The following is a 23,183-nucleotide window of genomic DNA, read 5'->3' on the forward strand; positions in this document are numbered from 1 at the left end:
GCAACTCTGATCCCTAATTCGCAGTTGTGTCCCTGCGACGGCAGGCATCTTTTAAGTTACGGAACCTTACAGATTTCTCATGTTCCGCAACGGCATTTTTTGTGCAACCTGCCACAATTCGTTCGCATTCTGTCACAAGAGCGGCGCAGGCGCAGTCTTTGGCGCCGCAAACCACCGGTAGGAGCATCACCCCATGGCGACCATCGCACTCGTGGATGACGATCGCAACATCCTGACTTCCGTGGCGATGACGCTGGAATCGGAAGGCTATCGCGTCACCACATTCAACGACGGCGCCTCCGCGCTCGATGGGCTGACGCAGGCTCCGCCGGACCTTGCCATCCTCGATATCAAGATGCCGCGCATGGACGGCATGGAGCTCCTGCGCAAACTGCGACAGAAGACCGACCTCCCGGTGATCTTTCTGACCTCGAAGGACGAAGAGATCGACGAGCTCTTCGGCCTCAAGATGGGCGCCGACGATTTCATCAAGAAACCGTTCTCGCAGCGTCTTCTGGTTGAACGGGTGCGCGCCGTCCTGCGCCGTGCCCAGCCGAAGGAAATGGGCCCTGCACGCACCGGCGACAGCTCGAAGACATTGGAGCGCGGCGCCCTTGTCATGGATCAGGAGCGCCACACCTGCACGTGGAATAACGAGAATGTGACCCTGACCGTCACCGAATTCCTGATTCTTTTTGCGCTGGCTCAGCGGCCGGGCGTGGTCAAAAGCCGCAATGCGCTGATGGATGCGGCCTATGACGATCAGGTCTATGTGGATGACCGCACCATCGACAGCCACATCAAGCGGCTCCGCAAGAAGTTCAAGGCGGTCGATGACGAATTCAACATGATCGAGACCCTCTACGGTGTCGGATATCGCTTCCGCGAGACATGAGAGCGCTTTAGCCCATGGTGGCTGAGACGCATCCAGGCGAGACGCACAGGCGCGAAGAGACCCTGCGGCAAAATGAAGCGCTGCGGGCGCGTCGGCGTTGGCGGCGGCTCCTGGTCTTGCCGTTCGCCAGAGGCCTGTCGATTCTTGCCCAGGCGAGCTTTTCGAGCGTCAGCCGCCGCATCGTCACCCTCAACCTCGCCGGCCTCATCGCGCTCGTCCTTGCGGTTCTCTACCTCAACCAGTTTCGCGCCGGCCTGATCGATGCCCGCGTCGAAAGCCTGAGAACGCAGGGGGAGATCATTGCCGCGGCGATCGCCGCGCAGGCGACCGTCGAAACCGACGCGATCACCATCGATCCCGACAAGCTCCTGGAATTGCAGGCGGGCGAAAGCGTCTCATCTTTCGATGTCGGCGAGACCTCGGCCGATTTTCCGATCAACCCGGAACGCGTCGCTCCCCTGTTGAAGCGGCTGATGACGCCGACGCGCATTCGCGGCCGTCTCTACGATCAGGAAGGCAACCTGATCGTCGATTCCAAGGGGCTTTACACGCGCGGTCAGATCCTGCGCTTCGATCTGCCGGCCCCGGAAGAAACCAGGTCGTGGTGGGAAAAGTCCTGGGACAAGCTCCGCCTCTGGCTGCGGCGCGGCGATCTGCCGAAATATCACGAGGTCGGTGCCGGCGACGGCCGGGCCTATCCCGAAGTGGTCAACGCCCTTTCAGGCCAGGCGGGGTCCGTCGTGCGCGTCGGAGAAGACGGCGGCCTGATCGTCTCGGTCGCGGTGCCCGTGCAGCGCTTCCGTGCGGTCCTCGGCGCGCTGCTTTTGTCGACGGAATCGGGCGACATCGATGCGATCGTCCATGCCGAACGCATGGGCATCTTCCGCGTCTTCCTGGTCGCTGCCAGTTCGACCGTCCTGTTGTCGATCCTGCTGGCGAGTACGATCGCGGGCCCCATCAGCCGCCTCTCTCAGGCTGCGGAACGGGTCGGGCGCGGCGTGCGCTCGCGCATGCAGATCCCCGATTTCGGCGAGCGCAAGGACGAGATCGGCCATCTGGCGCGTTCGCTGCGCGACATGACCAACGCGCTCTACAGCCGTATGGACGCGATCGAACGCTTTGCCGCCGATGTCGCGCATGAACTGAAGAACCCGCTGACCTCGCTCCGAAGTGCCGTCGAGACCCTGCCGATCGCGCGCAGCGAGGAGAACCGCGAGCGGCTTCTCGATGTCATCAAGCACGATGTGCGCCGCCTCGATCGCCTGATCAGCGACATCTCCGATGCCTCCCGGCTCGATGCCGAACTGGCGCGCGAGGACACGGAGCCGGTGGATATCGCCCGCCTTCTCGAGGCGGTGGTGAGTGTCGCGCGCGAGGTGCGCACGACCGATCCGAGCCAGCTCACCCTCAGCCTCAAGTCCGGAAAGTTCGGCAAGGACGCCTTCTACGTCCTCGGCCATGACAGCCGCCTTGGTCAGGTGTTCAACAATCTGATCGACAACGCACTGTCCTTCTCCCCCGACGAGGGCGTGGTGCGGGTCGTGGCCGAGCGCTTGCCCGGGCGGATCGTGGTCGTGGTCGATGATGACGGCCGCGGCATCCCGGAAGACAATTTCGAGCGCATTTTCGAGCGTTTTTACACCGACCGCCCGGAGAAAGAGGCGTTCGGCAACAATTCTGGTCTCGGTCTCGCGATTTCGCGGCAGATCGTGGTCGCGCACCGCGGCACGATCACTGCGGAAAACAGGCGCAACCGGGACGGCTCCGTGGCGGGTGCGCGCTTCACGGTCGTTCTGCCCGCAGCCGATTGAGGGGGCCATGTCGCTGCGGCTGCACGCAAGCTGTGTTGTCTGGCAAGGGGCTGGCATTCTCATTCGCGGCGCGTCGGGAAGCGGCAAATCTATGCTCGCCTGGTCGATCCTTGCGGAAGGTGGACGCCTCGTTGCCGATGATTACTGCGATTTGACGGCCTGCCATGGCCGCCTCGTCGCCACCCCGCCCGCAGCGACCGAGGGGTTGATAGAGCTGCGGGGCCGCGGGCTAGTACCGCTGCCTCATGAACAGGCAGCGGTGATTCGCCTCGTCGTCGATCTCATCCCGGAGGCGGCTCTCGAACGCTTGCCGGATGCCGAGGAGCTCATGACGGAGATCGCCGGGATAGGCCTGCCGCGCCAACCGGCTCCGGCACGGAGCCCTGCGACGCTGCTGCTCGTGCGAACAGCGCTTGCCGCAGCCCTTCAGCCCAGCGAGGGACTTGCAAGGTGACGCATTTTTGTGGCCAAGATGACAACCCTTGCACAATGGATCGGCAAACCCCGTATGATCGGATTAGTCCTCGTCACCCACGGCCAGCTCGCTTCTGAATTTCGCGCTGCTTTGGAACATGTGGTGGGGCCTCAGCAGGGCTGCGCGACGATCTCCATCGGCCCCGACGACGATATGGAGGATCGGCGCCAGGACATCGTTCAGGCGGTGCAGGAGGTCGACGCCGGCGATGGCGTGATCCTGTTGACCGATATGTTCGGTGGCACCCCTTCGAACCTTGCGATTTCGGTGATGGAACCTGGCCGCATCGAGGTCGTGGCCGGCGTCAACCTGCCGATGCTGATCAAGCTTGCGAGCATCCGTGGCGATGCGGAGCTCGACGAGGCGACAGTCGCGGCTCAGGATGCCGGGAGGAAATACATCAACGTCGCCAGCCGGATCTTGTCCGCCAAATGACCACGATCGCTCTGGAGAGCCTGCCTTTGCGACGCCTCACCATCTGCAACAAGCGGGGCCTTCACGCACGTGCTTCGGCGAAGTTCGTGAAGCTCGCAAGCTGTTTCGATGCAGAGGTGGTGGTGATCAAGGACGGTCAAAGCGTCGGCGGCACCTCCATCATGGGTTTGATGACGCTCGCCGCAGCCCCCGGCTGTTTCATCGATATCGCCGCCGTCGGGCCGGATGCGGATGCCGCACTTGAGGCGCTTGCTGCTCTCGTCGAAGGCGGTTTCGGCGAGGATGTGACCCGCGAGCCGCGCGACTGAGGCTGGAAGTGCCAGCCGTCTCTCCGTAATCTCAGGAGACGTTTTCAAGGCCGTTCGACCGGGGGCCGCAAGATTTGCGCCCGACGCCGGCGAAGCTCTGCGTGAGGACCACGAGGATGCAACAGCTGGGTGTCAGTCCGATTGCGGTGACGCGCCTCGCCAAGCGCTACGGCCCGGTCAGCGCCGTCGACGGCATCAGCTTCTCGGTGCCCGCCGCCTCCGTCACCGGCCTCCTCGGCGGCAACGGCGCCGGCAAGACGACGACGATCGCCATGCTGATGGGTTTGATCACGCCGAGCTCGGGGGAAGCCCGCATCCTGGGTGCCGACATGGCGCACCAGCGCTATCAGGTTCTCCACCGGATCAATTTCGAAAGTCCCTATGTGGAAATGCCGATGCGGCTCACCGTGCGGCAGAACCTCAAGGTCTTCGGGCGGCTCTACGGTGTTGCCGACCTCAAGGAGCGCATCGACGAGCTCGCCGGCGAGCTGGCGCTTCGGGATTTTCTCGACCGCCCGTCGGGCAAGCTTTCCGCCGGACAGAAAACCCGCGTGGCGCTCGCAAAATCCCTGATCAATCGGCCCGAGGTCCTCCTCCTCGACGAGCCGACCGCTTCGCTCGATCCCGACACCGCCGATTGGGTGCGCACCCATCTGGAGCGCTATCGCCGGGAACGCGGCGCCACCATTCTTCTCGCCTCGCACAACATGCCCGAGGTGGAGCGTCTCTGCGATGACGTCGTCATGATGAAGGGCGGCGTGATCGTCGATCAGGGGGCCCCGTCCGAGCTTATCTCGCGCTATGGCCGCGAGACCATGGAAGATGTCTTCCTCGATGTCGCCCGCGGCCGCAGGCAGGGCGAGGCGGCCTGAGGCGGTCTGAGACCTCTAGGAAAGCGAAGTCTTCGCGGCGAGCGTCTCGAGACCGTCCTTCACCTTGTCGAAGACACCGGCCGAGGTGAGGGCGGTGAGAAACGCTTCGTTGATGCCCCCAGGCGTCGCGTGATCCTTGGCGAGGCGCTCAAAATCCGGCTTGTCCTCGTGGAGCGAGCCCGCCACACCGGCGAAGACCGCCGCCATATACTGTGACGCGGCCTTCTGAGGCACGTTCTGAGCCGTGAGCCATCCGGCGATGGTGTCGAGATAGGCAAAATGCGCCGCGACCGTCGCAGAAGCCGTGGCAAAAGCCTCAAAGCTTTCCTCGCTCGGCAGCTCGACGGCGCTGCCGAGCCGATCGAACAGGGTTTTGGCTTCCCCTCCGGCCGGGAAGACGGGCGTGATGCCTGAGCGTGTGCGCACGGGCGGCAGCGGGATGGCTCTCGCGATCTTTGTGGCCGGCGCGACGAGCGAAGAAAGCTGCGCAAGCGGTGTGCGAGCCAACAGGCTGATGACCGGGCGCTCTTTGGGAAAGACGAGATCCTTGAGCGCCACCGCCGCGTCCTGAGGCCTGACGGCAAGGATCACGACCGATGAGCGATCGATGACGGCCTGATTGTCCTCCGCGACGGTGACGCTTGCGTATCTTTGCTCGAGATCGGCGGCAATCTCGGCATTGCGCGGCGACAGCACGATTGCGGGTGCGCCCACGTCGACGCTGCACAAGCCTTCCACGATCGCCTCAGCGATCGCTCCGACGCCGATGATGCCATAGACCATGAGGCTTCCTCTTCGCTGAATTTGTCGGCGAGGACCTTAGGCAATGATGGTCGCCGAAGGGAGGGGGCGGCGCGCGGAAAGGGGCGACGTGATGGGTCGGGGCCCGGTCAGCGGCGTTTTTCTCCGGCTTTTTGCCGGCTTTTCGCGCTGCGGCGGCGGGTCTACGATTGCCGGGCGGCCGCTTCGCCCAGCCTCTTTGCGAGCCTCTTCGCCGCCGGAACCCTCAAGGACGACACGATGCTCTCTGCCTCCCTCAACCGCATCTTCGCACTCGTTCTGCGCTACTGGTATCTTCTCAAAGATTCCTGGCCGAGGCTCCTCGACATCGTCTACTGGCCGACCGTCGAGTTGTTGATGTGGGGATTTTTGCAGGCCTATCTCGCGGAAAAGACGTCCGTCACCGCACTCGCCGGCGGCGCCCTCATCGGCTCGGTTCTTTTGTGGGACATCCTGTTGCGCGGTCAGATCGGCTTTTCGGTCTCCTTCCTGGAGGAGATGTGGTCCCGCAACCTCGGCAATCTGATGATGACGCCGCTCAGGATGTACGAGCTTCTGGCCGCCCTCGGAGTGATGAGCATCATCAGGCTCCTGATCGGGCTGGTGCCGGTGACGGTGATGGCGATCGTCTTTTTCGGCTTCAACCTCCTGGGGATGGGTCTGGCGCTCGCCGCCTTTTTCGCCAATCTGATCATAACCAGCTGGGCGGTTGGGCTGTTCGCCTGCGGCATCGTTCTGCGCAACGGGCTCGGCGCGGAGAGTTTCGTCTGGAGCGTCTCGTTCCTCCTGCTTCCGCTCGCCTGTGTGTACTACCCCGTGACGGTTCTGCCCGCCTGGCTGCAGCCGATTTCGCTCGCGCTTCCACCGACGCATGTTTTCGAGGGCATGCGGGCTCTCGTTTTGGAGAATCGTTTCGACGTTCGCGAGATGTTGTGGGCCGGCGGCCTCAATCTTGTTTATTTGACTGCGGCATCCGTTGCTTTTGCAGCGTTTTTGCGCTCAGGCCGCCGGTCGGGTGCGTTGCTTCAGCTTGGCGAATAACAGGTCCGCGCAAGCATCGCGCCCGAAGACTTTTGGCGTGCCGCAGTTGCCTTTGAAACTAAACGGCCTATTCTGCGATGCAGAAGACTATGCTGCGACGCCGCAATACCCCAGATGCCGGCGTCATGGCGAACGAAAGGGCGGGAAACGTGGGCATCTATCAGTTCTACGAGCTCAATCACGCCGTGCTTGCGCCGTGGCGGGCCATGGCCGATGTGACGCGGCTCGCCTTCCAGAATCCATTCAACCCGTTTGCGGAGACCCCGTTCGGCCGTTCGGTCGCGGCTGCGGCGGAGTTGTTTGAGCGCACGACGCGGCGCTACGGCAAGCCGGAGTTCGGCCTGAAAGATGTCGAGGTCGACGGCAAGACCGTTGCCATCGAAGAGCGCGTGGTGTGGTCGAAGCCCTTCTGCGATCTCCTTCATTTCAAGCGCGACCTGCCGCCTGACCGCCCGCGCGATCCGAAACTTCTGATCGTCGCGCCGATGTCCGGCCATTACGCCACTCTGCTTCGTGGAACGGTGGAAGCGATGCTGCCCTTCCATGAGGTCTTCATCACAGATTGGACCGATGCGCGCATGGTGCCCTTGTCCAAGGGGCATTTCGATCTCGACGATTTCGTCGATTACATCGTCGAGATGCTGCATCATCTGGGCTCCGGAACGCATGTCATGGCAGTTTGCCAGCCGTCCGTCCCGGTCCTTGCCGCAGCCGCCGTGATGGCGGAAGACGACGATCCCTGTCAGGCCGCCTCCATGACGCTGATGGGCGGGCCGATCGACACGCGGCGCAATCCGACTGCGGTCAACATGTTTGCCGACGGCAAGAGCGTCGACTGGTTCCGGCGCCACGTCATCATGAACGTGCCTTTCCCGCATCCGGGCTTCATGCGGGCGGTCTATCCGGGCTTCCTGCAGCTCTCGGGCTTCATGAGCATGAATCTCGACCGGCATGTGAGCGCCCATCACGAGTTCTTCCAGCACCTCGTCGACGGCGACGGCGACAGCGCCGAGAAGCACCGCGACTTCTATGACGAATATCTCGCCGTGATGGATTTGACGGCGGAGTTTTATCTGCAGACGGTGGAGACCGTCTTCATCCGCCACGATCTCCCGCGCGGAGAGATGCGCCATCGCGGCCGCCTCGTTCGCCCGGAGCTCATCAAAAAGACGGCGCTTCTGACGGTGGAAGGTGAGCGCGACGACATTTCCGGTGTGGGCCAGACGGAAGCGGCGCAGTCCCTGTGCTCCAGCCTGCCCGAGGAGATGAAGCACCACCACCTGCAGCCGAAGGTCGGCCATTACGGCGTCTTCAATGGCACCCGGTTCCGCAAGGAGATCGTGCCCGTCATCGCAGATTTCATCCGCCGCTTCGCGCGGGAGGACGCCAAGCCCTTGAACGGGGCGGCGGAGGCCGTGCGCAGCAACCCGCGCGAGGATTATCATGCGCGTTTTGCCGATGCGATGGGCTTCTCGGCGCTTGCCGTCGACAACCTCCCGGCGGTCGCGACGGATCTGAACGAAATTGTCGGTCTCGGACCGGCCGCAGCCGACAGCCTCAACGAATTCGGCATCTTCCAGGTGAGCCAGCTCGCCGAGATGACCAGCGAGGCGATCGAAGCCTTGCAAGGGGAGATGTCGCCTCACGCGGGCGAAGCGCTCGAGAGCTGGGTCGCACAGGCGCGGCGCATGATGGGCATGAGCGTCGAGACGCGGCACTGATCGGACGTTTTCCGTTGGCCGGAACCTCGCCGTCGACGCACTGAGCGGTCGAAGTGCCGCGATCGCCGTCGCGAGAGCTCGAGAGCTCTTTGGGGCGAACGGCCTCCGGTTTTTCTTGAATCCCGATTTTGCGCTCCCCATCTCCAGTTCATCCACTGCTTGAGGGGAGTTCGATGAACCAAACTGTTACTGCCAATCGGGCCTGTTCGACTCGGGGCCGCTGGTCACCGCTGAACATTCTTCTGATGGTGATCGGTTTTGCTCTGTTCTGGCCGCTCGGCCTTGCCATGCTGGCCTGGATGATCTGGGGCCAGGAATTGGTCCGGTTCGGACAGGACATGCGCAATCAATTCCGCAGCCAGTTCGGCGGCATCACGCGCCAGGCCGGATTCAGTGTCGGCGACACCGGCAATATCGCTTTCGACGAGTACCGTGCCCGTGAGTTGGAGCGGATCGAGGAAGAGCGCCGTAAGGTCGAAGGCATGCGCAGCGAATTTGAGACCTTCGTGAAGGAATTGCGGCGGGCGAAGGACAAGGAAGAGTTCGATCGCTTCATGGCCGAGTACCGCCGGCGCACGGACGACGGAACGCAGGGCGCGTTCTAAAGTCCAGGAACGGATTGCGAAGACAGCGGGGCCCGCAGGGCCCCGTTTGTCGTTTTGGGCGGTCGAAGATGATCTTGAGCGCTGAGACCGCCGGCTTGGCCGAGATGCGTGGCGAAACGAGCAACGCCTTTGGCGACGGCCGTAGACGAGGCATAGTGCGCGCTATGCGATTCTCCCGCCGCAAAACCCCCGAAACCTGCCGTCTTGCCTTTCAGGAAAGCGAGCTTGCCGTAAAGGTGCGCCGTTCCAGCCGGGCCCGGCGTATGATCCTGCGGCTCGACGCTGCGACAGGCGAACCGCTTTTGACGCTTCCGGCCTCCGTGCCGCTCTCGGCGGGCGAGCGCTTTCTGGCCGGCCACCGCGACTGGCTCGCCAAACGGATGCAAGCCCATGAAGGCGGCACCCCGTTTGCGCCGGGAGCGTACTTTTCGCTGCGGGGAGAACAATGCCTCATCAAGACGGGCCCATCTCGCGGGCTCGTGCGGGTGGCGGACACGGATGAAGGACGCGTCGTCATCGTTCCGGGCGATCCACGCCACCTGGAGAGGCGACTTTCCGATTGGCTGAAGCGCCAGGCGCGCCGCGATCTCGACGAGGCCGTCGCCGGCTATTGCACGGCGCTGGGCGTGCGGCACCGGCGCATCGCCGTGCGCGACACCAGGAGCCGCTGGGGCTCCTGTTCATCGACCGGAACGCTGTCGTTTTCCTGGCGCCTCGTCCTGGCGCCGCCGCGCGTGCTGCAATATGTCGCAGCCCACGAAGTCGCCCATCTGCGGGAAATGAACCATTCACCGCGCTTCTGGCGCCTCGTTGGCGAAGCCTATCCCGACTACGAAGAGGCGCGCGGATGGCTGCGTCGTCACGGCGCAAAGCTTCATCGCATCGGCCGGGCGGCCGCTCAGAGGTTGTGAGCGACCTCGACGCTGCTTTCGACGGAAAGACCGTAGAAGCTGGGACGCAGATCGCCGGTTGTGGCGGCGTCCGTCAGCTATTGCTGGCTCGGCTCGTCGCTTTGGTCGCGAGCGATTTCAGAAACCAGCTCGATCAGGCGGCGGCGAACCTTGCTGCTTTTGATGTGGGTGAAAGAACGGTTAAGTTCTACGCCCTCGGCCGTTGAGACGAAGTCCATCACGAAAGCAGTCTGACGCTCCGCGAAACCTTCCTCGCCGCCATTTCCTGTGTTGTCGGGGAGGAAATAAGACAGAGGACTTCCGAGAACTTCTGCGATCTGGAAGAGGCGGCTCGCAGCGATACGGTTTGCACCTTTTTCGTACTTCTGTATCTGCTGGAACGTGACGCCGAGCTGTTCGCCAAGCTTCTCTTGAGACAGGCCGGCCATCTTGCGGCGCATCCGGACCTGCCTGCCGATATGAGCGTCGATCTCGTCCGGCGACTTCGGCTTCCGCTTATCGTTCATGTTTTTCCTTACACGCTACGGCCAATTTTTCTCGGGCTGATCATGCCCGCGATTGGGTCGGTTCGTGGCGTCCGATCACTTCGTAACCTTAGGTCACCGTTTCTGCCGGGTGGACCTAGGAGTCAATGGTACGCGCGCGTTTTCTCGGCTGAGAGCCAAAAATCCGGCGGAAAAACAGATTAACAAGTGAACTAACGTTAATATGCCACCCCAGCGTGCGGCCAGGGGGATTTCAGCAGGTTCAGGGAGACCGCCGGTGATGAACGTCTTGGTGCCGAGTGCTGCGCTCACCCGAACGCGGCCATAGGCGTCGATGATCGCCGAAATGCCGGTATTGGCGGCTCTCACGACTGGTACGCCCTCTTCCACGGCACGCACGCGAGCCTGATGAAGATGCTGATAGGGCCCTGGGGTGTTCCCGAACCAGGCGTCGTTGGTGACGTTCAAAAAGAAACCCGGGCGATCCCCGTCCTCGGCGAGAATCTCACCAGGAAAGATAATTTCGTAACAAATCAGGGGGACGAAAGGCGGCGTCGACGGCAGAGCGAGGGTCCGTCGTCGGGTGCCAGACGAGAAGCCGCCACCAAGTAGAGACAGCTGCCGAAGCCCGATGCGATCGAGCAAATCCTGCAGCGGAAGGTACTCTCCAAACGGTACTAAATGCACCTTATCATACAATCCAACGATCGTTCCGTCGCTGTCGACAAGGTAGATCGAGTTGAAAACCCGGCGGCTTCCGTCCGCTTCGTTTTCAAGCCGCGCGGCGCCGGTGGCGAGATGTGCGCCCTGCGGCAGCAGCCTGCCGATGGCGGCAAGGGCTGCGGGCTCATCCGTCAGGATGAAGGGCAGGGCAGTTTCCGGCCAGACCACCAGCGTCTGCCCGTCGAGAGGATGGCCTCCCGGCTCGGCGCTCAGCGTCAGATAATCCTGAAAGACGCGGTTTCGGTTCTCGGGCAGCCATTTCTGGGCCTGGTCGACGGCTGGTTGGACGATGCGCAGATTGATGCCTGGGACGGTCGCATCGGAGGCAGAGCCGAGGCGCACAAGCCCGTAGCCCGCCAGTGCCAGAACCACAGCCACCGAGAGCAGTGGCGCCACGTATTTGCGTCGTTCGGCCGTCAGGAGCGTGACGGGCGCAGCGAAGACGACGACGGCGAGAAAACTCAAGGCATAGATGTTGGCAAGCGAAGCCGACTGCATCATCACTTCGCCGGCCGTCAGGGCATAACCGAGGGCGTTCCAAGGGAAACCGGTGAAGAGATGGCCGCGCAGCCATTCGGCGCTGCCGAGCCCAAAAGCGAGCGCGAAGATCCGCCAGCTGCTGCTCGACCAGATGAGCCGCGCCGCCACGACCCCGAGGCCCCAGAGGATTGCAAGGCCCGCAGGCAGAAGCACGACGGCGAAGGGCATCAGCCAACCGAACTGGTCAGCCTCGACGAGAAAGGCCGATCCGACCCACCAGAGGCCGGCGAGAAAATAGCCGAAGCCAAACCACCATCCGGCCCCGAAAGCGGCCATCAACCGGCCGGTGCGTCCGGAAAACCGCGACGACACGGCGCCGTCGACAAGAAGGACTAGAACCGGCAGCGTCAGCCACAGGAGCGGGAAGAGAAAGAAGGGCGCTTGTGCGAGGGCTGAAACCGCTCCGGCCGAAAAAGCGATGCCCCGTCGGCGCCACCCCCATGAAAGAATGATCGCCTGAGCGAGCCTATTCATGTGCAACTCGAATCGCTTGCCGGTGCGTTCGCGAGATGACGGCCTAAGCGGCACGAAATCAAGCCGGGCTTTCCGCGCCCCGCCCTTCAATCGTCCAATTCCCCGCGGACGGTGCGTTTTCGTAGCCATCGCCGGCCGATTTCAGCGCCAGAGCCCCAAAAGGTGCAAGGCGGCCGACGGAAGCCTGCCTGGAGCCTCGATGCTTTTTCAAAAAGCCCGTTCGCCCATTTCCTCTGTTTGCACGGCGCCTGTCCGCACCACACCTCTCCGTTGCGCTCTCGTCGCGGTTTTGAGCCTCGCTGGCCTCCTCGCCTCCGAATTCCCGGCCGCGGCAGCCATGCTGCGCACCGGCCAGGTGACGGCGGGCGGGGCGGAGAGCTTTTCCGGTGCGATGATCGACGAGCTCGAACGTGCGCTCCAGGACGAGAAGGCCGATCTCGTCTTGAGGCGCCTGGCGAGGGGCGAGGCAGGGGACGGAAAGCCGGAGGCCTTCGAGCCCGAGGCTCTCTGGGACCGGCTCGCAACCGGCCGCGTCGACGTCGCGGCTCTGCCGCTCGCTGCGGCCACCTCTTCTGATCCAATTTTCGGGGCGGCGTCGATGCCCGGTCTGGCGCGCCGGCATGCCGATGCGGACGCCCTTGCCCGGTCGGCCTTCATGGCCGACCTCAAGACCCATCTCGACAATGCCGGCATGATCGTTCTCGCCGATGCCTGGCTTGCCGGCGGTTTCGTCTCTTCCGGGGCCTGTCTTGAAGGGCCGCCATCGACGAGCGGCAAGACCCTGCATGCCGAGGGCGAGCCTCTGCGTACCGTCCTGACGAAATCCGGAGCATCGGTGGTGCGGGCGCCGCGTGCGCGTCTCGCTGCAGCCCTTGCGGGCGGGGTCATCGATGGCGCGCTTGCCTCGTCCTCGGTCCTTGCCGACCCCGAACTGGCGCGTGCCGCCAAATGTCTGACGGCGCCAGGCAGCGACGCTCTCTGGTTCAGCTACGAGCCGATCGTCATCGCGCGCCCGAGCTGGGAAGCCTTGAGTGAGGACGAACGCGCCGCCCTCAAAGCGGCGGGCGAAAAAGTCACGGCCTGGGCTGCGCGGGAATCCCGTGCGCAGGACGATCGACTGGTGCAGATGTACCGGAAGGCGGGCGCTGAGGTGGAAGAGATGCCGCGCTCCGCGCTCGACCAATGGCTGGCCGTCGCAGTGGAATCGAGCTGGCGCGATTTTGCGCGCGACGTGAAGGACGGCAAGCGTCTTCTTGCTGAGGCGATCACGGGCGATTGAAGGTCTTTGTGCCTGCGGCCGCGCCACCTCTTGTTCAAAAACGTGTGAGCTGCCTGAATGGCGGTCATGGATCGCAATCTCTATACCCGTCTCGCCGCCCTTTTTCCCGCCGCGACCAAAGCCGCGCCATTTGCGCGCCTGACGGACGGGCGAAGGCTGACCTATGCCGACGTGGAGAACGGCTCCGCCCGCTTTGCCAATGCGCTCGTCAAACTGGGGGTGAAGCCCGGCGATCGAGTCGCCGTGCAGGTCGAAAAGAGCATTGAGGCGGTGCTTCTCTATCTCGGGACCGTTCGCGCCGGGGCCGTCTTCCTGCCTCTCAACACCGCCTATACGCCGGCCGAGGTCGCGTATTTTCTGAAAGATGCCGAGCCGGCGCTCTTCGTCTGCGATCCCGCTAAAGCGGAGATCCTGTCACCGGTCGCGGAAGAAGCCGGGGCACGGCTTGAGACGCTCGGTGTGCGCAAGAAGCGCGAAAAAGCCTCGGGCAGTCTCGATCGCCTCGGTGTTTCGGCCGGCGATCAATTCAAGACGGTGGCGCGGGCCGACGACGACCTCGCTGCGATCCTCTACACCTCCGGCACGACCGGCCGTTCCAAGGGCGCGATGCTGAGCCACGACAACCTCGTCTCCAACGCCCTCACCTTGACGGACCTTTGGCAGTTTTCGGAAGATGACGTCCTTCTCCACGCGCTGCCGGTCTTCCACACTCACGGTCTTTTCACGGCGTGCAATGTCGTTCTTGCCGCCGGGGCGTCGATGATTTTCCTGCCCCGCTTCGATCTCGACCTGGTGATCGAGGCCCTGCCGCAAGCCACGGTGATGATGGGGGTGCCGACTTTTTACACCCGTCTTCTTGACGATCCGCGCCTTGTGCACAAACTGGTGCAGGAAGTACGACTTTTCATTTCCGGTTCCGCACCTCTCCTGCCTGCAACCCATGCTGCCTTTCTCGAACGGACCGGCCATGCCGTCTTGGAACGCTACGGTATGACGGAAACGAGCATGAACACGTCGAACCCTTATGAGGGCGACCGCCGACCTGGAACGGTCGGCCTGCCCTTGCCAGGCGTCGATCTTCGCATCGTTGATCCGGAAACGGGTTCGCCGAAGAAGATGAGCGAGATCGGCGTCATCGAGGTGAAAGGACCGAACGTCTTCAAAGGCTATTGGCGCATGCCGGAGAAGACGGCGGAGGAATTCCATGATGGGTGGTTTCGCACCGGAGATCTCGGCCTGATCGACGAAGCCGGCTATGTTCACATCGTCGGGCGCGCCAAGGACCTGATCATCTCCGGCGGTTTGAACATCTATCCGAAGGAGATCGAAATTGTCCTCGATGCCTGCGCCGGCGTCCTGGAATCAGCGGTGATCGGGGTTCCGCATCCCGATTTCGGGGAGGCGGTGATCGCGCTCGTCGTTCCCGCGCCGGGAGAAGCGCCCGAAGCGGAAAAGCTGAGCGCCGCCCTTGCCCAGAAACTCGCAAGCTTTAAGCAACCGAAGACCCTTATTTTCGTGGAAGACCTGCCCCGAAACGCCATGGGGAAGGTCGAAAAGAGCAAGTTGCGCGCGCAATTCAGTCACGTGCTGCAGGAAATTGAGGCAGGCAAGGACCGGCCGATTCCTGTAGGCAAGCAATCATAGGGTGGTTTTGCCCGAAGATTGCAACGCCACGAACACAAACGTCATTGAACCCGCCCGGCCGGTCAGCTGTCACGGCCCGTTGTGTGGGTGACAACTTGCCTCGAAGCGCAGACGCGCCGGGCGACAATCGCGAGGAGCGCGATCATGAATGCAGCGACAGCCGTCACTCTTTCGCGCCGCATCGAGGATGCGGAAGATGTGAAAAGGCTCATCATCGAGAAGCTGAAATATGCAGTCGGCAAGGATCCGGAGCATTCGGTCCGGCAGGATTGGAGCGCAGCGCTCATTCTGGCGGTACGCGATCAGCTGGTTGATCACTGGATGGCCTCCACCCGCCGTGCCTACGAGCAGGACCAGAAGCGGGTCTATTATCTGTCGATGGAATTTCTGATCGGCCGTCTGCTCAAAGACACGATCATCAATCTCGGGCTCGAGGCGCCGGTGCGCGAAGCGCTGACGGAGCTTGGCGCCGATTACGACGAGATCCTGCGCTCAGAACCCGACGCAGCCTTGGGCAATGGCGGTCTTGGGCGCCTCGCCGCCTGTTTCCTCGATTCCATGTCGACCCTGGGCATCCCGGCCCACGGCTATGGCATCCGCTACGAGAACGGTCTCTTCCGTCAGTCGGTTCGCGACGGCTGGCAGGCGGAAGAGCCGGAGGACTGGCTGGTCACCGGCCACAATTGGGAATTCGAGCGCCCCGAAGTCGTCTACAACATTCCCTTCGGCGGCGAGGTCATCACCACGCCGGAAGGCAAGGCAGTCTGGCATCCGGCAGAGGTCATGCTGGCCGCGGCCTACGACACGCCGATCGCCGGCTGGCGCGGGCGCCACGTCAACACGCTCAGGCTCTGGGCCGGCAAGCCCGCCAAGCGCGTCGATCTCGATCGCTTCAACCGCGGCGAATATCTCTCCGCGATGGAGGCGGCGGTGCGCGCGGAGACGGTCTCGCGCATCCTTTACCCGGACGACACCACCGAGGAAGGCAAGAACCTCCGCCTGCGCCAGGAATTCTTCTTCACCTCCGCATCGCTGCAGGACCTTCTGCGTCGCTACCTGTCCTCGCATGACGACATCACGAAGCTTCCGGAGAAGGTGGCGATCCAGCTCAACGACACCCATCCCGCGATCGCGGTTGCCGAGCTCATGCGCCTTCTCGTGGATGCGCACGGCCTGTCGATGGACGTCGCCTTCCAGATCACCCGCAACACGCTCTCCTACACCAACCACACCTTGATGCCGGAAGCTCTGGAGCGCTGGTCGCTGCAGCTTTTCGGCTCCGTCCTGCCGCGCCACCTCGACATCATTCGCTGGATCGACGAGCAGCATCTGCGAACAGCGGCCGCTGCCAAGCGCACGCTCGATCTGGAACGCGTGCGCATCGTCGACCACAACAACGGCCACGGCGTGCGGATGGGGCATCTCGCTTTCGTCGGCAGCCACCGCGTCAACGGTGTTTCGGCTCTGCATGCGGATCTGATGAAGCAGACGGTCTTCCACGATCTCGATTCGCTTTATCCGAGCCGCATCCTCGGTGTCACCAACGGTGTCACGCCGCGCCGCTGGCTGCATTCCTGCAACAAGCCGTTGAGCGATCTCCTGATCGAGACCATCGGAGAGGACTGGATCGGCGATCTGGAGGCCATCGAAGCGGTGGCGCCCTATGCGGAAGATGCCGCTTTCCGCGAACGCTTCCGGGCCGCCAAGCGCGAGAACAAATGCCGTCTGGTGGCGGAGATCCAGAGCCGCGTCGGCATCCATGTCTCGCCGGATGCCATGTTCGACGTGCAGATCAAGCGCATGCACGAATACAAGCGCCAGCTTCTCAACATCATGGAGGCGGTGGCGCAGTATTTTGCCATCCGCAACGATCCGGCGGCCGACTGGACGCCGCGCGTCAAGATCTTCGGCGGCAAGGCCGCGCCCGGCTACGAGATGGCGAAGCTGATCATCAAGCTGATCAACGACGTCGCACGGGCCGTCAACAGCGACCCCGTCGTCGGCGACCGCCTGAAGATCGTCTTCCTGCCGAACTACAACGTCTCGACCGCCGAGCGCATCATCCCCGCCGCCGACCTCTCCGAGCAGATCTCGACGGCAGGTATGGAGGCCTCCGGCACCGGCAACATGAAGCTGGCTCTCAATGGGGCCTTGACGATTGGCACGCTCGACGGCGCGAATGTCGAGATCTGCGATCGGGTCGGGCGCGAAAACATCCATATCTTCGGCCTGACGGCGGAGGACGTCGCCAATTATCGCATCTCCGGCTACGATTCGCGCGCCGTCATCGAAGGCAACGAGACCCTCAAGACGGTTCTCGATGCGATCGGCTCAGGCGTTTTCTCGCCGGAAGATCCGAACCGCTTCCGGGCCATTGTCGATCGGCTCTCCTATGACGATTATTTCTTCGTCACGGCGGATTTCGCCGCCTATCTCGAGGAGCAGCGCAAGGTCGATCGGGCGTTCATGGACACGGAAGACTGGACGCGGCGTACGATCTTGAACACGGCGCGGGTCGGCTGGTTCTCCGCAGACCGTGCCATTCGCGACTACGCCCGCGAGATCTGGAACGTCGAGACGCCTTCGGCGGAAGAGATCAATAGAGGCGGCGAGTAGCCGACGAGATGTGAAAGCCCGGCCGCGATCGGCGCGGCCGTGGCGCATCATATTCTGTTGGAAAGCTCCGCGCCGAGCCGTGCAACGAGCCGCTCCGCCACGGTCTCCTTGCTCATCCGCGGCCATTCTTCGTGGCTCGCGGGCCCGATGAGCTGCACGGCGTTTTCCGTGCCGCCCATGATGCCGGTGGCGGGCGAAACATCGTTGGCGAGAATGAAGTCGCAGCCCTTGCGCTGAAGTTTGGCGCGGGCATGGGCAACGACGTCGTTGGTCTCCGCAGCGAAGCCGACGACGAGGCGCGGACGCCTCTCGTGCCGGGAGAGCGTGGCCAGGATATCCGGGTTCTCCACCAAGGTGAGGGCCGGAGCGCCCGATTGCGTCTTCTTCAGCTTGCGGTCCGCTTCTTCCGCCGTGCGCCAATCAGCGACGGCCGCGGCAAGAACTGCGATGTCGACGGGAAGTGCGGCTTCGACCGCCGCAAGCATCTCCCGGGCGGTTTCCACCGCCACGAGGTCCACGCCCGCAGGCGCCGGGATCGTGACCGGCCCGGAAACGAGCGTCACATGCGCACCGGCTCTGGCAAAGGCGGCCGCGATGGCGTGCCCCTGCCGCCCGGAAGACCTGTTGGCGAGATAGCGCACCGGATCGATCGGCTCATGCGTTGGGCCCGAGGTCACGAGCACGCGCCGGCCCGAGAGCGGCCGGGCATCGGCCGCAGACGTTCCGGCCTCGCCGCCGAGGCGCCGTTCGATCTCCGAAAAGATCGCCTGAGGCTCGCTCATCCGGCCTTCGCCGCTCTCGTGTCTTTCCGCCATTTCCCCGGCTTCCGGGCCGATGAAGCCGTATCCGTCACTGTGAAGCTGCGCGACGTTGCGCCGTGTGGCCGGATGCGCCCACATCCTCGGATTCATGGCAGGGGCGAGAAGCACGGGCTTGTCGCTTGCAAGTAGCACCGCGCCTGCGAGATCGTCGGCAAGGCCCGTGGCAAGCCGCGCCAGCCGGTCGGCTGTCGCCGGCGCCACGACGATGAGATCCGCCTGCCGCGACAGGCGGATATGACCGATATCTTCCTCCGCCTGACGGTCGAAGAGTTCGCTGAAGACCGGTTCATGGCTCAAGGCGCCGACGGCGAGCGGCGTGACGAATTCCTGCGCCGCCTTGGTCATTACGGTGCTGACCGAGGCCCCCGCCTTCTTCAAGAGGCGGATGAGCTCCAGGCATTTGTAGGCGGCAATCCCGCCGCCGATGACGAGCAGGATGCGCTTGTCTTTGAGCTTCGTCATGCCCTGCCGCTCCCTCGAAAAGGCCGCTTGCTCAGGCCGTCTTAGCGCCACAGAGAGGCGGCCGCCATGACGACGAGCGCGAGCCCGCCGAGCCGCACCGCCCAACGCGTCCAGAAAAGCTCCTTGGTGCCGGCATCGGCGAGCCGGTCGACCGTCTGATCGTCGAGCTTGATGCCGCCGGCGGAGAACGCCGCGAGACGGTCGACGGCCGATTCCACGCGGGTCAAAGTGTCCGGCAGGTGCTCGACGAACTTGCCGATCTCGCGCAAGGAATCGGCTGCTTCCTCAAGACGCCCGACGGGGCCGAGATGGCGAGAGATCCACTCCGTGACGACGGGATCGGCGGCGGCCCACATGTCGAAATCTGGATCGAGACGCCGGGCGACGCCTTCCACCACGACCATGGTCTTCTGCAAGAGGATGAGCTCCGGCCGCGTCTGCATGTTGAAGAGCGCCGTCACCTCGAAGAGGAGACCGAGAAGCCGCGCCATAGAGATTTCACTCGCGCGCTGGCCGTGGATCGGCTCGCCGATCGCGCGCAACGCCTGGGCAAAATCTTCCGCCGAATGGATCGGCGGCACATAGCCGATCTCGATATGCAGCTTGGCGATCTTGAGATAGTCGCGCTTGATGAAGCCGTAGAGGACCTCGGCGAGGAAGCGCCGCTCCTTTGGCCCGATGCGCCCCATAATTCCGAGATCGACGGCGACGAGACGTCCTTCCCGGTCGACGAAGAGATTGCCCTCGTGCATGTCGGCGTGGAAGAACCCGTCGCGCAAGGCATGGCGCAGGAACGACTGCACGACGATGCGGGCGAGGTTCTGGCGATCGATTCCGGCCTCGATGATGCCCGCCGTATTCCGGAGCTTGATGCCGTCGATCCATTCCATCGTCAGGACGTCGCGGCCGGTATGGGCCCAATCGACGGCCGGTACGCGGAATTCCGTTTCCCCGATGATGTTTTCCGACAGCTCCGAATAGGCCGCAGCCTCGAGCCTGAGATCCATTTCCAGGAGCACGGTGCGCTCGAGCGATTGCACGACGGCGACCGGCTTCAGCCGTTTGCCTTCCGCCGACAGTCGCTCCAGGAAGCGTGCCCCCGCATAAAACGTCTCCAGATCGCGCTGGAAGCCGCCCCGCACATGCGGGCGCAGCACCTTGACGGCGACCTCCCGCTCTTCGCCGTCGACGAAGCGTGTGGCGTGGTGGACCTGGGCGATGGAGGCGGCCGCCACGGGCTCTGAGAAGGAGGTGAAAATCTCCTCCACTTTGCGGCCGAGATTGATCTCGATGATCGCCTTTGCCTCTTCCGTCGGGAAGGGAGGCATCTCATCCTTGAGGCCCGACAGGGCTTCGGCGGCATCGTTGCCGACGATATCCGGCCGCGTCGCCAGGAACTGTCCAAGCTTCACATAAGAGGGACCGAGCCGGTGAAGCCGGGCCGAAAGGCGCCGGCCGCGTTCGGTATCCGAGAGCCCGCGTGGCTCGAAAAGCCGCGCGAAACGTACAAAACGGGCCGCGACCGGCGGCACCTCGTCGACATCGACGAAGCCGAGCGCGCCGGCGCGGACGATATGAAAGCCCGCCTGTGTGAGGCGGATGAGATTGAGCACGCTGTGCGACCTTAGAACTTTATCGCGTTAGAGCTTCCAGCCCGAATGCAGGGCGACGACGCCGGTTGTATAGTCACGATAGCTGACGCGCTCAAAGCCGGCGTCGGAGATCATGCCGGCGAAGCGCTCCTTGTTCGGGAAGACGCGGATCGATTCCACCAGATACTGGTAGGATTCGCGGTCGCCGGTGACGACCTGCCCGATCATCGGAATGACGCGGAAGGAATAGGCCTCGTAGAGTTGAGCGATCACCGGCGTGGAAACCGGCGTGAACTCCAGACAGAGAAAGCGCCCGCCCGGTTTCAGGACGCGGTAGGCCTCCGACAGCGCCCTGTCGAGGCGCGGCACGTTGCGGATGCCGAAGGCGATCGTATAGGCGTCGAAGCTCTTGTCCTCGAAGGGCAGTTCCTCGGCGTTCGCTTCCGCATAAGAAAGATTGGTGTAGCCGTGCTTCTCCGCCCGCTCGCGGCAGACTTCCAGCATCGAGCCGTTGATGTCGGCAACCGTGATCTCGGCGTGACCGCGGGAGCGGTCGGAGATGCGAAAGGCGATGTCGCCGGTGCCGCCCGCCATGTCGAGCACCCGGTAGGGTCGTCCCGAATGGGGCGGCGCGAGCCAGGAGACCATGGCGTTCTTCCAAAGCCGATGCAGACCGCCCGACATCAGGTCGTTCATGATGTCATAGCGCCGGGCGACCGAATGGAAGACGTCGTCGACACGCCCCTGCTTTTCCTCCATCGGCACCTCTTGGTAGCCGAACTGGGTCTTTTCACTCATAGCTGATCCTCTGGACAAATCCGGAGGCGCCGGTGTTGCGGCGCGGTTGTCGCGGACCATAACGAAAGCGTTGGCGACACGCCATGCGGCGTGACGCGGAAAGATGAAGGATAAGTGGCGATGCCGGAATTGCCGGAGGTGGAGACGATCAGGCGCGGACTGGCGCCGGTCCTGGAGGGTCGCTCGATCGAGAAAGTCGAGTTGCGGCGTCCGGATCTGCGGTTTCCTCTCCCGCCGGGCTTCGCCGTCGCGCTCGAAGGCCGCCGCATCGACCATGTCGGCCGCCGCGCGAAATATCTTCTGGTGGAAACCGACATCGAGGCCGGTGGCCCGATTCTCATCATGCATCTCGGCATGACAGGGTCCTTCCGTTTTGAGGGATCCCTCAATCTGACGCCGGCCGAAGGGCGCTATTTCGACAACAAAAAGAAGACCATCCACGATCACGTCGTGTTCCATTTGGATGGCGATCTCGATCTCGTCTTCAACGACGCCCGCCGCTTCGGCTTCATGGCCCTCGGCGAAGCGGGCCATCTTGAGGAGCATCCGCTTTTCGCCCATCTCGGCCTGGAGCCGACCGGCAACGCTCTCTCCGCCGCGCTGCTCGCGACGAAGTTCGCCGGCCGCAAGGCGCCCTTGAAGGCGGTGTTGATGGATCAGCGCGTCATCGCCGGGCTCGGCAACATCTATGTTTGCGAAGCGCTTTGGCGTGCGCGGCTTTCGCCCCGGCGCGCGACCGGAACCTTGGTGCGCCAAGATGGGGAGCCGAGCGCGCGTCTGACACGGCTGGTGGAGGCGGTGCGCGCCGTCATCGCCGATGCGGTCGCCGCGGGCGGCTCCTCTTTGCGCGATTACGTCCAGGCCGACGGCTCCGTCGGCCGCTTCCAGGAGAGCTTTGCCGTCTATGACCGGGAAGATTTCCCGTGCCCGCGGCCCACTTGTTCGGGCGTGGTTTCCCGTATCGTGCAGTCGGGCCGGTCGACGTTCTTTTGCCCTGTCTGTCAGAGGTAAGGCCAAGGTTGCCTTGCCGGTTTTGTGCAACCGCTTTACGGCTATCGCCAGGGAAACGTCAGTCAGGAGGGGGCATGGCCTACGATTATATTCTGGTGGAGCGCCGCGGACGCGCCGGGCTCATCACTTTGAACCGCCCGAATGCGCTTAATGCTTTGTCGGCCGGTCTCGTCGCTGAACTCAATTCAGCACTCGACGAATTCGAGGCCGACGACAAGATCGGTGCGATCGTCATCACCGGCTCGGAGAAAGCCTTCGCCGCGGGTGCCGACATCAATGAAATGAGGGAGCTCGATTTCGTCACCGCCTATCGTGACGATTTCATCTCCGAATGGGACAAGGTCGGTCAGCGACGAAAGCCGTTGGTCGCGGCTGTCGCCGGCTATGCGCTCGGCGGGGGCTGTGAGCTTGCGATGATGTGCGATTTCATCATCGCGGCGGAGACGGCGAAGTTCGGCCAGCCGGAAATCAGCCTCGGCGTCATTCCGGGCTCCGGCGGAACCCAGCGTCTCACCCGCTTCGTCGGCAAGGCGAAAGCAATGGATATGTGCCTGACCGGGCGTCTCATGGAGGCTGACGAAGCGGAGCGCGCCGGCCTCGTCTCCCGTGTCGTGCCCGTCGGGGACGTTTTGGAAGAAGCGGTGAAGGCCGCTCAGAAGATTGCGTCCTTCTCTCTTCCCGCCGTCATGATGGCGAAGGAAAGCGTCAATCGCGCCTATGAGACGACGATGGCTGAGGGCATTCGCTTCGAACGTCGGATCTTCCAGGCCCTGTTTGCAACCGAAGACCAGAAAGAAGGCATGCTCGCCTTCACGGAAAAGCGCTCGCCGCAATTCAACAACCGCTGAACATCCCGCCGGACCGTCCTGGCGCCGTTATGCGCG

General features: G+C 63.3%; 21 protein-coding genes. 15 read left to right on the forward strand and 6 right to left on the reverse strand.

Features of this window, described 5'->3' with window-relative positions; genetic code table 11:
* Positions 1 to 193: 193 nt before the first annotated feature.
* The 6 genes from NYQ83_RS16135 (at position 194) to NYQ83_RS16160 (ending at position 4,796) form a co-directional block, all read left to right on the forward strand.
* The gene (locus tag NYQ83_RS16135; RefSeq protein WP_092811799.1) at positions 194 to 895 is read left to right on the forward strand and encodes a response regulator transcription factor; all 702 of its coding nucleotides are present in this window, start codon (positions 194 to 196) and stop codon (positions 893 to 895) included.
* 14 nt (positions 896 to 909) lie between these two features.
* Positions 910 to 2,706: a sensor histidine kinase gene (locus NYQ83_RS16140; protein ID WP_261215842.1), complete on the forward strand. Its 1,797-nt coding sequence runs from the start codon at positions 910 to 912 to the stop codon at positions 2,704 to 2,706.
* A gap of 7 nt (positions 2,707 to 2,713) precedes the next feature.
* Positions 2,714 to 3,160, forward strand: a complete 447-nt coding sequence (locus NYQ83_RS16145) for an HPr kinase/phosphorylase (protein ID WP_261215843.1) — start codon at positions 2,714 to 2,716, stop codon at positions 3,158 to 3,160.
* Between the two features lie 54 nt (positions 3,161 to 3,214).
* On the forward strand, positions 3,215 to 3,616 hold the full coding sequence (locus tag NYQ83_RS16150; protein ID WP_092811793.1) for a PTS sugar transporter subunit IIA: 402 nt from the start codon (positions 3,215 to 3,217) through the stop codon (positions 3,614 to 3,616).
* Entirely contained in the window at positions 3,613 to 3,924 is a 312-nt protein-coding gene (locus NYQ83_RS16155) for an HPr family phosphocarrier protein (RefSeq protein ID WP_128290368.1), read from the forward strand. Before NYQ83_RS16150 ends, NYQ83_RS16155 begins: the two co-directional genes overlap by 4 nt.
* 116 nt (positions 3,925 to 4,040) lie before the next feature.
* Complete coding sequence (locus tag NYQ83_RS16160) at positions 4,041 to 4,796, forward strand: ABC transporter ATP-binding protein (protein ID WP_128290367.1); 756 nt, start codon at positions 4,041 to 4,043, stop codon at positions 4,794 to 4,796.
* Between the two features lie 15 nt (positions 4,797 to 4,811).
* Here NYQ83_RS16160 and NYQ83_RS16165 read toward each other — a convergent pair whose 3' ends face one another.
* Positions 4,812 to 5,579, reverse strand: coding sequence for an NAD(P)-binding domain-containing protein (locus tag NYQ83_RS16165; RefSeq protein ID WP_261215844.1), 768 nt, complete (start codon positions 5,577 to 5,579; stop codon positions 4,812 to 4,814).
* 237 nt (positions 5,580 to 5,816) lie between these two features.
* Between NYQ83_RS16165 and NYQ83_RS16170 the strand changes: the two genes are divergently transcribed.
* The 4 genes from NYQ83_RS16170 (at position 5,817) to NYQ83_RS16185 (ending at position 9,854) form a co-directional block, all read left to right on the forward strand.
* On the forward strand, positions 5,817 to 6,617 hold the full coding sequence (locus tag NYQ83_RS16170; RefSeq protein WP_261215845.1) for an ABC transporter permease: 801 nt from the start codon (positions 5,817 to 5,819) through the stop codon (positions 6,615 to 6,617).
* A gap of 89 nt (positions 6,618 to 6,706) precedes the next feature.
* Positions 6,707 to 8,338, forward strand: a complete 1,632-nt coding sequence (gene phaZ, locus NYQ83_RS16175; protein ID WP_409977018.1) for a polyhydroxyalkanoate depolymerase — start codon at positions 6,707 to 6,709, stop codon at positions 8,336 to 8,338.
* 173 nt (positions 8,339 to 8,511) lie between these two features.
* Positions 8,512 to 8,943, forward strand: a complete 432-nt coding sequence (locus NYQ83_RS16180) for a DUF2852 domain-containing protein (protein WP_261215846.1) — start codon at positions 8,512 to 8,514, stop codon at positions 8,941 to 8,943.
* 164 nt (positions 8,944 to 9,107) lie between these two features.
* On the forward strand, positions 9,108 to 9,854 hold the full coding sequence (locus tag NYQ83_RS16185) for a M48 family metallopeptidase (protein ID WP_261215847.1): 747 nt from the start codon (positions 9,108 to 9,110) through the stop codon (positions 9,852 to 9,854).
* 77 nt (positions 9,855 to 9,931) lie between these two features.
* Here NYQ83_RS16185 and NYQ83_RS16190 read toward each other — a convergent pair whose 3' ends face one another.
* On the reverse strand, positions 9,932 to 10,360 hold the full coding sequence (locus NYQ83_RS16190) for a helix-turn-helix domain-containing protein (protein WP_128290362.1): 429 nt from the start codon (positions 10,358 to 10,360) through the stop codon (positions 9,932 to 9,934).
* Between the two features lie 93 nt (positions 10,361 to 10,453).
* Positions 10,454 to 12,076: an apolipoprotein N-acyltransferase gene (gene lnt, locus NYQ83_RS16195; protein ID WP_261215850.1), complete on the reverse strand. Its 1,623-nt coding sequence runs from the start codon at positions 12,074 to 12,076 to the stop codon at positions 10,454 to 10,456.
* A 199-nt stretch (positions 12,077 to 12,275) separates the two neighbouring features.
* Between lnt and dctP the strand changes: the two genes are divergently transcribed.
* The 3 genes from dctP to NYQ83_RS16210 all read left to right on the forward strand — a co-directional run bounded on the left by dctP (position 12,276) and on the right by NYQ83_RS16210 (position 17,615).
* Positions 12,276 to 13,355, forward strand: coding sequence for a TRAP transporter substrate-binding protein DctP (dctP, locus tag NYQ83_RS16200; protein WP_261215851.1), 1,080 nt, complete (start codon positions 12,276 to 12,278; stop codon positions 13,353 to 13,355).
* A gap of 66 nt (positions 13,356 to 13,421) precedes the next feature.
* Positions 13,422 to 14,999, forward strand: a complete 1,578-nt coding sequence (locus tag NYQ83_RS16205; protein WP_261216223.1) for a malonate--CoA ligase — start codon at positions 13,422 to 13,424, stop codon at positions 14,997 to 14,999.
* 144 nt (positions 15,000 to 15,143) lie between these two features.
* On the forward strand, positions 15,144 to 17,615 hold the full coding sequence (locus NYQ83_RS16210; RefSeq protein WP_261215852.1) for a glycogen/starch/alpha-glucan phosphorylase: 2,472 nt from the start codon (positions 15,144 to 15,146) through the stop codon (positions 17,613 to 17,615).
* A gap of 47 nt (positions 17,616 to 17,662) precedes the next feature.
* Here the strand turns inward: NYQ83_RS16210 and coaBC are convergent, their stop codons facing one another.
* The 3 genes from coaBC to ubiE are packed head-to-tail and all read right to left on the reverse strand — an operon-like array spanning position 17,663 to position 21,288.
* The gene (gene coaBC, locus NYQ83_RS16215) at positions 17,663 to 18,898 is read right to left on the reverse strand and encodes a bifunctional phosphopantothenoylcysteine decarboxylase/phosphopantothenate--cysteine ligase CoaBC (protein ID WP_261215854.1); all 1,236 of its coding nucleotides are present in this window, start codon (positions 18,896 to 18,898) and stop codon (positions 17,663 to 17,665) included.
* A gap of 41 nt (positions 18,899 to 18,939) precedes the next feature.
* Positions 18,940 to 20,511 carry a 2-polyprenylphenol 6-hydroxylase gene (gene ubiB / locus NYQ83_RS16220; protein ID WP_261215856.1) on the reverse strand — a complete coding sequence of 524 codons (1,572 nt, stop codon included), beginning with the start codon at positions 20,509 to 20,511 and terminating at the stop codon, positions 18,940 to 18,942.
* Positions 20,512 to 20,538: 27 nt separating this feature from the next.
* The gene (gene ubiE, locus NYQ83_RS16225) at positions 20,539 to 21,288 is read right to left on the reverse strand and encodes a bifunctional demethylmenaquinone methyltransferase/2-methoxy-6-polyprenyl-1,4-benzoquinol methylase UbiE (RefSeq protein WP_261215859.1); all 750 of its coding nucleotides are present in this window, start codon (positions 21,286 to 21,288) and stop codon (positions 20,539 to 20,541) included.
* Between the two features lie 120 nt (positions 21,289 to 21,408).
* Here ubiE and mutM point away from each other — a divergent pair, with 120 nt between their 5' ends.
* Both mutM and NYQ83_RS16235 read left to right on the forward strand, forming a co-directional pair.
* Positions 21,409 to 22,299 carry a bifunctional DNA-formamidopyrimidine glycosylase/DNA-(apurinic or apyrimidinic site) lyase gene (gene mutM, locus NYQ83_RS16230; RefSeq protein WP_261215860.1) on the forward strand — a complete coding sequence of 297 codons (891 nt, stop codon included), beginning with the start codon at positions 21,409 to 21,411 and terminating at the stop codon, positions 22,297 to 22,299.
* 74 nt (positions 22,300 to 22,373) lie between these two features.
* The gene (locus NYQ83_RS16235) at positions 22,374 to 23,147 is read left to right on the forward strand and encodes an enoyl-CoA hydratase (protein WP_128290354.1); all 774 of its coding nucleotides are present in this window, start codon (positions 22,374 to 22,376) and stop codon (positions 23,145 to 23,147) included.
* Positions 23,148 to 23,183 lie beyond the last annotated feature (36 nt).

It is taken from the genome of Afifella sp. JA880, from assembly GCF_025379905.1.
In the GTDB taxonomy this organism is placed as follows: Bacteria; Pseudomonadota; Alphaproteobacteria; order Rhizobiales; family Afifellaceae; genus Afifella; species Afifella aestuarii.

What these genes read in the sequence shown, in the direction of transcription:
- NYQ83_RS16135 (WP_092811799.1), top strand. Translation starts at nt 194, where the DNA reads ATGGCGACCATCGCACTCGTGGATGACGATCGCAACATCCTGACTTCC.
- NYQ83_RS16140 (WP_261215842.1), top strand. Translation starts at nt 910, where the DNA reads ATGGTGGCTGAGACGCATCCAGGCGAGACGCACAGGCGCGAAGAGACC.
- NYQ83_RS16145 (WP_261215843.1), top strand. Translation starts at nt 2,714, where the DNA reads ATGTCGCTGCGGCTGCACGCAAGCTGTGTTGTCTGGCAAGGGGCTGGC.
- NYQ83_RS16150 (WP_092811793.1), top strand. Translation starts at nt 3,215, where the DNA reads ATGATCGGATTAGTCCTCGTCACCCACGGCCAGCTCGCTTCTGAATTT.
- NYQ83_RS16155 (WP_128290368.1), top strand. Translation starts at nt 3,613, where the DNA reads ATGACCACGATCGCTCTGGAGAGCCTGCCTTTGCGACGCCTCACCATC.
- NYQ83_RS16160 (WP_128290367.1), top strand. Translation starts at nt 4,041, where the DNA reads ATGCAACAGCTGGGTGTCAGTCCGATTGCGGTGACGCGCCTCGCCAAG.
- NYQ83_RS16165 (WP_261215844.1), bottom strand. Translation starts at nt 5,579, where the DNA reads ATGGTCTATGGCATCATCGGCGTCGGAGCGATCGCTGAGGCGATCGTG.
- NYQ83_RS16170 (WP_261215845.1), top strand. Translation starts at nt 5,817, where the DNA reads ATGCTCTCTGCCTCCCTCAACCGCATCTTCGCACTCGTTCTGCGCTAC.
- phaZ (WP_409977018.1), top strand. Translation starts at nt 6,707, where the DNA reads ATGCTGCGACGCCGCAATACCCCAGATGCCGGCGTCATGGCGAACGAA.
- NYQ83_RS16180 (WP_261215846.1), top strand. Translation starts at nt 8,512, where the DNA reads ATGAACCAAACTGTTACTGCCAATCGGGCCTGTTCGACTCGGGGCCGC.
- NYQ83_RS16185 (WP_261215847.1), top strand. Translation starts at nt 9,108, where the DNA reads ATGCGATTCTCCCGCCGCAAAACCCCCGAAACCTGCCGTCTTGCCTTT.
- NYQ83_RS16190 (WP_128290362.1), bottom strand. Translation starts at nt 10,360, where the DNA reads ATGAACGATAAGCGGAAGCCGAAGTCGCCGGACGAGATCGACGCTCAT.
- lnt (WP_261215850.1), bottom strand. Translation starts at nt 12,076, where the DNA reads ATGAATAGGCTCGCTCAGGCGATCATTCTTTCATGGGGGTGGCGCCGA.
- dctP (WP_261215851.1), top strand. Translation starts at nt 12,276, where the DNA reads ATGCTTTTTCAAAAAGCCCGTTCGCCCATTTCCTCTGTTTGCACGGCG.
- NYQ83_RS16205 (WP_261216223.1), top strand. Translation starts at nt 13,422, where the DNA reads ATGGATCGCAATCTCTATACCCGTCTCGCCGCCCTTTTTCCCGCCGCG.
- NYQ83_RS16210 (WP_261215852.1), top strand. Translation starts at nt 15,144, where the DNA reads ATGAATGCAGCGACAGCCGTCACTCTTTCGCGCCGCATCGAGGATGCG.
- coaBC (WP_261215854.1), bottom strand. Translation starts at nt 18,898, where the DNA reads ATGACGAAGCTCAAAGACAAGCGCATCCTGCTCGTCATCGGCGGCGGG.
- ubiE (WP_261215859.1), bottom strand. Translation starts at nt 21,288, where the DNA reads ATGAGTGAAAAGACCCAGTTCGGCTACCAAGAGGTGCCGATGGAGGAA.
- mutM (WP_261215860.1), top strand. Translation starts at nt 21,409, where the DNA reads ATGCCGGAATTGCCGGAGGTGGAGACGATCAGGCGCGGACTGGCGCCG.
- NYQ83_RS16235 (WP_128290354.1), top strand. Translation starts at nt 22,374, where the DNA reads ATGGCCTACGATTATATTCTGGTGGAGCGCCGCGGACGCGCCGGGCTC.